Origin of the sequence: Dermacoccus sp. Ellin185, from assembly GCF_000152185.1 — a bacterium.
Taxonomy (GTDB): domain Bacteria; phylum Actinomycetota; class Actinomycetes; order Actinomycetales; family Dermatophilaceae; genus Dermacoccus; species Dermacoccus nishinomiyaensis.
Map to the genome: position 1 here is coordinate 1 of NZ_AEIQ01000026.1, position 6,122 is coordinate 6,122.

The following is a 6,122-nucleotide window of genomic DNA, read 5'->3' on the forward strand; positions in this document are numbered from 1 at the left end:
GGGTGGCGCCGCGCAGGCGGTCGGCCAGGGCCTCGGGCAGGCCGGCGGCGGCGGCGATGTTCTTGAGCTCGTCGGGGGTCATGGGGTGTTCCTTCCATCGGGGTTGAGCAGATCGTGAGCGCGCACCGCGTATTCGGTGGCGCTCGTGTGCGGGCAGGTGGGGCCGTAGGACGGTCCGCACGTCGAACACGACCAAGTGCTCGGCCCGCAAGATTCGGTGAACGTCACGTGCACGTCGTGGCCGTTCGGGTAGGTGACGACGGCGCGCACGCTCGTCGTCGTGAGCTCGAGCAGCAACAGCGAGGCGGCGCGCATCATGCGGCGGCACCATCTGTTCGTCGAGCCGTCACGCCCTTCGTCACGGATGGGGTGCTCTTGTCGACGCCCGCCCACACTCCCCATGTCATCCGCCGGGACGCGGCCGCGCACGCGGCATGGGTGGGGCACGGCGAGCACAGGGCGACGACCTCGCGCCGCTCGTCTGCGCTCTCGCTCGTGAACCTCGGATCACCCGCGCAGGGCGGTTCAGGCTCGCCACGCTCGGCACGGTGCGTGAGCTCGAGGGTGAGCGCCTCGAGTGTTTGATTCTGTGCGCTCATGTTCGATTCCGTGCGGTTCGCGTCGGGGCCGGCGTGCTGCCCGGTAGCAGACCGTTCGGGTCGGCGACGATGTACCCGTTATTCGTCCTTGCCTTGTGCGCGCAGTGCGCAGCGCGGTGCCCTAGGTAGTCGCGCGCGGTGAGGATGTTCGAGCCGCCACCGTGCCAGTGCTCGGCGTGGCAGTGCGGGCAGGCGACGACGAGACGGACGACGTGAGTGCCGTCCGCGGCGGTCGTCGTCTCGGTGCGGATGATCGGTGCGATGCGGTGAGCCATGTCGGCTCCTTTCGGGGATGACGACGGCCCCGCACCTCGGGGTGAGGTGGGGGCCGTCAAGTGTGGTTTCGTGCGGGGGGTGCGTCAGTAAGCGTCAAAGCGTCAAAAACCGCGTGATTCCGGGGTTTTTGTCTGACGCTTTCAGGACGCTTGACGCTTCGTTGTGTCAGACGCTCACGATGCGTCAGATAAAAACCGCGTCATTCCGGGGAATCTGACGGTTTGACGCATTCGGACGCAGGTAGCGCGCGAACGCGTCATCGAGGTCTTCGATCCGATAGCCGCGGGCCGTTCCGGTCGTGTTGCGGTTCGGTTTGATCCCAAAGTGCTTGAGACGCTGGGCGAGCTTGCGGGGCGTGAGCTCCCACTCCCCCCACGGCGACTCCTCGATGGCCGACAGGTTCGTGATGAGGGCTTGCGCCGGCATGAACGTCGTCCCGGTGCGAGCGAAGATGTCACGGATGTCGGACAGCAGCAGCGTCGCGAGGTTGCCCTCTTCGTCGTCCTCACTCGCGGCCGACGTGAGCACGAGGCACGCGGTACGTGCTCGGTGCGCCCACTCGGCGCCGGCGAGGTCGGCCACGGCGATGACGGGCTCCCACGTATCGGCCGCGCGATCCTCGACAGGCATGTCCGGTTCGGCGTCGGCGAGCAGCGCCACCGCAGTCTGCGACCACTGCACCAACCGCCGGTTGAGCTCGGCGAGGATCGGCCCGTCGCGGCGGTCACGGAACGTCGAGACCTTCTCGTCGACCATGCGCCGACGCAGCGTGAACGACACCGAGCGATCCGTCACCGTGTCAGGCAGACAGTCACCGATGCCGGCCAGGGCGACCGCGCAGAACGTCTGAAACTCCGTCGGTGTCTGGTTCGGGCCGACGCAGCGCAGCGCGGGCCGACCACGCTGGAACCCCGCGTTGATCAGCGCGCGCAAGTCCTCATTCGCCTCGGCCTGACGCTTCGAACCCCAAATCGTGTCCGCTTCATCGAGAATCAAGGTCGGGGGCCGCTCGTCGCCGATGCTGCGAAAGATCGCTGCGGTCGTCGCGTTCACTGTCGCCAACGGCTTCCACGACAACGCGCTCACCACGTCGAGCAACCTCGTCTTGCCGCATCGTTTCTCGGGCGAGTTGATCGCCAGACGCGGCGCCGACTGGAACGCGGCGAGCGTGTGTGTCACCGCCACCCATAGCGTTGTTGCGACGGCGGCGTGCTCGCTCGGGAAGATCACGTACTTCTTGAGCGTCGCGAGAACGTCGTCGAGCAGCGCGGCCGTGTCATTAGGTTCGTCCCACGGCGCCACGTCGGGGCCGTCGTACACGTCGGTTTCGTTCATCGCGGCTCACCTTCGATCACCTCGTGAACACGGCCGGCGATGGTCAGCGCGGCGAGCACGTCGCCGAGACGGTCGCGGTGCACCCACAGGCCACGGTCGGCGCGCGACCACATGCCCCGGATACCGTCGAGGTCGCGGCGCTGGTGACCTCGAACGAGGACGTTTCGTCCCTCGGGCGGGCAGTAGATGTACACGGGTCGGCGTTTCATGCCGCCTTCCTTCCTGCGGGGACGTGAGTGGTGCTCGGCGGGTCGTACGGCGCGAGCAGGTATGAGACCGGGTGCAGCGTCGGCGCGTCGTGGGGGCGCTGGTAGGGGTCGTATCCGGCGGCGCCCTCGAACGCTCGGTTGAGGCGGCGGTGCGTGCGACGTTCACTCACAGCCCGCCACCCCCTCGAGCTCGGCGAGCTCGGCCGGCGTTACGACGTCGACGGGCTCGAGGCGCACGAGGTCGAGAGAGGCCGCGCAGCCTGCCGCGAGGGCGCGTTCGACCTGCCGCTCGGCCGTGGCGAGGGATCGCACGACGGTGCGACGAATGCCACCGTTGACGAGCCGGCGAGTGACGACGACGGCCAGCAGCGGGCCGCTGGGAGCGGGTAGACTGGCGGCGTAATCATTCCCTGTGGCGGGGAGCATCGGCGCCGCTTCGTCAGCCGTGACGGGGCGGCGTTCGTGTGTCTGCGAGGTCATCACGCGTTCACCGCCTGACGCGCCTTGTCGACGTTGCGCGCGGCCGTCTCGCCCGTCTCGTCCCGGTAGGCGATGCGCCTGTAGAGGTCGGCGGTCAGCGTCTCGCGGGCGGGGCCGTGCGCGGCGACCTGAGAGACGAACCATGACGTGAACGCGACACCATGCGGCGCCACGGTGCGCACGTACAGCCGGCACAGCCGGGAGACCTTCGCGGGGCTCACCGGGACGTGAGCAGCAGCGAGGGCGTCATGCGCGTGACGGATCAGCGTCTCGACGCTCGGCGCTTCGTGGTGCGCGCCGTGGGGCTGGGGTGCGGGTGTGTGCCTCATGCGGCATCACCGCTCGCGGCGGGGATGGGGCGGGCGAGGGCTTCAACTTCGGCCAGGTCGACGCGCAGGTTTCGCGGGCCGACGCGGTAGCCGGTGAGGGTGCCGGCCGCGATGTAGCGGCGGATCGTCCTGGGGGAACAGCCGAGCTGCTCGGCCGCGTCCGCCAGGCTGGCAAGCTGCATGCGCTTGGCTGGGCGAGTATCCAGCATGAAAAAACCTCCGATGGGAGCGCAGATCGCGCCCTCCGATCAGAGGTGCATACGAGGACATTGAACACCACGCGGTGCCACGGCGTCAACCTGCGGCACCGCGGGGGATATTCAGCGGGCGGGCTTGAGGGCTCCCGGCGCCTCAGGGCTGGTGACACGCAAGAGGGGAAGCCCGGCCGCCACCATCCCGTCGAGGGCCGCCTCCACCTTGGGGGCAAGCTTGCCGCTCACAACCTGCCCGTTGTAGTTGCAGCTCCGCTTGTTGCACCTGAAGACGTATCGCGTGTGCGCAGGGTCGTCCGCAGCGGGTGCGGCGTCAGGCGGGGTGAACAGGCCGGACGCTTGGCCCTCCACCGGCGGGGCGATGTTCTCCACCCGCACACCGTCCGCATGCGTCCAGGACGTGTCCCCCTCGGCGTCACGCTCCCACATGGCGAGGTGCTCCTCCGGGTGATTGGGACAGACGACGAGCAGGCTCGCGACAGTCTCAGGGCGGGCGGCCATCGTGAACGTGAAACCACCATCCTCGAATGCCATGACCTTAGGCACCTCGAGACGGCCGTCCAATCCCGTCGTCGTGGAACTCGTGACGCCGATCTGATGGTCGGGGGTCGTCCATGCCCAAATCGTCCGGCCACAGCCGCCACACGTCGTCCAGACCTGCCCCTGCTCCAGGCTGTCGAGTGCGTAGGCCATCGGGCTGCAAGGCTGGGGCGCCGCAGGCGTGAGGCTGGTGCCCATTCCTACGAGGTACGTGCCGCGCGCGGTACCAAACAACCGTAGGACGACTGAACCGGGGCAGGTGGGGCATTCAAACGACGGCCCCTCACTCTCCCCTCCAACGTCGGCGAGCAAGTAGGCGGCGAGGCTGCCGGGGCTTCGGGTCACGGGGTCTCCTTGAGCAGAGTTTGCAGCGCGGCGCGCTGCTCGGGAGTGAGTTTCTGCAGTGCGGTGAGGGCGGCCAGTAGTTCGCCCCCACGGTCAGGCTCAGACGTGTCCGCAGGCGTTACGGCCTCGGGTGACGGTTCCTGAACGGGTGGTGCGGCCATGCGGTCGGTGAGGTCACGGTCACGCTCGGCGGCCGCGTGTTGGTAGTGGAGAGCCATCGTCGGCGACGAGTGCCCCAGCCGGGCCATGAGGTCGGCGAGCGTCGCGCCCTGCTGGGCGTACCAGACCGCCGACGTGTGCCGCAGATCGTGCAGTCGCAGGTCGGGACGCCCCGCCATGCCCCGCGCGTAACGCCACCAGATAGAGAACTGGGGCTGCTGCAGGTGGTGGCCGCAGTACTCGAACACGAGCGCGTCAGGCTCGGGGCGCACGTGCCGTTCGAGGTGCTGCTCGAGCTCGTCGGCGACGGCGGTCGGCATGCTCACGGTTCGGATGCCGGCGTCCGACTTGGGCGGGCCGACGATGAACTTGCCGTGCACGCGAGAGACGGCGCGCTCGACGCGGATCGTGCGGCGGGCGAGGTCGATATCGCCCCGGCGTAGCTCGATGATCTCGCCGAACCGCAGGCCGCACCACGCGGCGATAGTGACGATGGGCGCGAACGCCTCTGGCATATGCGAGTGGATCGTCGCCACCTGCTCCCGCGTGGCGACCTCAAGCTCGCGCTTCTTCTTCCGCTGCACCTTGATCGTGCAGGGGTTGGTGATGATGAGCCCTTCCTCGAGGGCTTGCGACATGGCGGCGCGTAGCGCCATGTAGGCGTTGGGGCGCACGCTCGAGCCTCGGTCGGTCGGGAAGTCGTCCCACCACGCTTTGACGCGCGCGGCGGTGATGCCCTTGAGCGGCACGTCACCGAGCGTCGGCTTGAGGTAGTGGCGGTAGAGCTGGTCATACCAAGCGCGAGTAGTTGGCCGCAGGGGTTCGCCGTCGACGCGGCGGCGTTCGATGAACTCGGGCCACCACTCGGCGAGGGTGGGGTCGCCCTTGCGCGGTCGGTTCGCGCGCACGCTCGGCGGCGTCCAGTCGTCGCGATCACGTAGGCGCCGCTCCCCCGCGAGCCAACCCTCGGCGTCGCCCTTCGTCTCGAATGTCGTGGGCGCGTTGTGTCGCTGTAGGTCGCGGCCGATGTAGGACGCCTGGAAGCGCCCGGATGGGAGTTTTCGCACGGCACCGAACCCGCGTCGGGTGCCCCCCTTGTTCGGCACGTCGCGCCCCCGTCTCTCGTGTGCAAGGTCTACCGGTTCCGCGTGCCAGGTGACGCGCCGGAACCGTGCAACCTCAGTGTACGCACAAGGGTTCTTGTGTCCCGGTCACACGTAGGCTACGCTGCGGAATCAAGCGAGAGAATCGGGGATTTCGGCGGCAACGCGCGAGCCCCGGAATGACGCGCTTATGAATGTCGACCGCCTTGGGTGTGCCACGCCACTGGCCCGTCCACAGTGCAGCCTCGAACTCTGCGCGACTGACGACGTCATCCCGCCCGACGAGCACCCCCATGACGATGGCTTCCTTCGCGGTCATCACCGCCCGCCCGCCGGCGCCGACAAGCTCGCGCCGCGCCGCGTCCACGTGGGGTGGGCTCCCCTCGGCGGCGTTCGCCACCAGCCGCGGTCCGCCCTGCGCCCGGTTGACCCGGCGCACCGCGGCGCTGACCCGCGCTTCGAGCTCCGCCGGCGTGATCGCGCACGAGATGACGTCGTCGGCCCCCGCGTCGAGCAGCGCGACGGTCGCGGCCGC

Annotated in this window: 10 protein-coding genes and 1 pseudogene; all 11 read right to left on the reverse strand. The window is 68.8% G+C overall.

Annotated elements, in window-relative coordinates; genetic code table 11:
* Nucleotides 1-78: 78 nt before the first annotated feature.
* Nucleotides 79-318, reverse strand: a complete 240-nt coding sequence (locus HMPREF0321_RS01300; RefSeq protein WP_006943576.1) for a hypothetical protein — start codon at nucleotides 316-318, stop codon at nucleotides 79-81.
* Between the two features lie 277 nt (nucleotides 319-595).
* A complete protein-coding gene (locus HMPREF0321_RS01310) occupies nucleotides 596-874 on the reverse strand; it encodes a hypothetical protein (protein WP_006943573.1) in 279 nt (92 codons plus the stop codon).
* Nucleotides 875-1,058: 184 nt separating this feature from the next.
* Nucleotides 1,059-2,210 (reverse strand): DUF3631 domain-containing protein, encoded by a 1,152-nt coding sequence (locus HMPREF0321_RS01315; protein WP_006943577.1) that lies wholly within the window; start codon nucleotides 2,208-2,210, stop codon nucleotides 1,059-1,061.
* On the reverse strand, nucleotides 2,207-2,419 hold the full coding sequence (locus HMPREF0321_RS01320; protein WP_139023519.1) for a hypothetical protein: 213 nt from the start codon (nucleotides 2,417-2,419) through the stop codon (nucleotides 2,207-2,209). The genes HMPREF0321_RS01315 and HMPREF0321_RS01320 overlap by 4 nt, the downstream gene beginning before the upstream one ends.
* Nucleotides 2,416-2,589 (reverse strand): hypothetical protein, encoded by a 174-nt coding sequence (locus HMPREF0321_RS16295; protein WP_006943572.1) that lies wholly within the window; start codon nucleotides 2,587-2,589, stop codon nucleotides 2,416-2,418. The genes HMPREF0321_RS01320 and HMPREF0321_RS16295 overlap by 4 nt, the downstream gene beginning before the upstream one ends.
* On the reverse strand, nucleotides 2,582-2,899 hold the full coding sequence (locus tag HMPREF0321_RS01325; protein ID WP_006943580.1) for a hypothetical protein: 318 nt from the start codon (nucleotides 2,897-2,899) through the stop codon (nucleotides 2,582-2,584). Before HMPREF0321_RS01325 ends, HMPREF0321_RS16295 begins: the two co-directional genes overlap by 8 nt.
* Nucleotides 2,899-3,228 (reverse strand): hypothetical protein, encoded by a 330-nt coding sequence (locus HMPREF0321_RS01330; RefSeq protein WP_006943583.1) that lies wholly within the window; start codon nucleotides 3,226-3,228, stop codon nucleotides 2,899-2,901. Before HMPREF0321_RS01330 ends, HMPREF0321_RS01325 begins: the two co-directional genes overlap by 1 nt.
* Nucleotides 3,225-3,437: an AlpA family transcriptional regulator gene (locus HMPREF0321_RS01335; RefSeq protein ID WP_006943579.1), complete on the reverse strand. Its 213-nt coding sequence runs from the start codon at nucleotides 3,435-3,437 to the stop codon at nucleotides 3,225-3,227. The genes HMPREF0321_RS01330 and HMPREF0321_RS01335 overlap by 4 nt, the downstream gene beginning before the upstream one ends.
* Before the next feature lie 111 nt (nucleotides 3,438-3,548).
* Nucleotides 3,549-4,325 (reverse strand): hypothetical protein, encoded by a 777-nt coding sequence (locus HMPREF0321_RS01340; protein WP_139023520.1) that lies wholly within the window; start codon nucleotides 4,323-4,325, stop codon nucleotides 3,549-3,551.
* Nucleotides 4,322-5,590 carry a site-specific integrase gene (locus HMPREF0321_RS01345; protein ID WP_006943582.1) on the reverse strand — a complete coding sequence of 423 codons (1,269 nt, stop codon included), beginning with the start codon at nucleotides 5,588-5,590 and terminating at the stop codon, nucleotides 4,322-4,324. The genes HMPREF0321_RS01340 and HMPREF0321_RS01345 overlap by 4 nt, the downstream gene beginning before the upstream one ends.
* Before the next feature lie 73 nt (nucleotides 5,591-5,663).
* Nucleotides 5,664-6,122, reverse strand: a pseudogene (locus tag HMPREF0321_RS16300) (hypothetical protein); the annotation flags it as partial.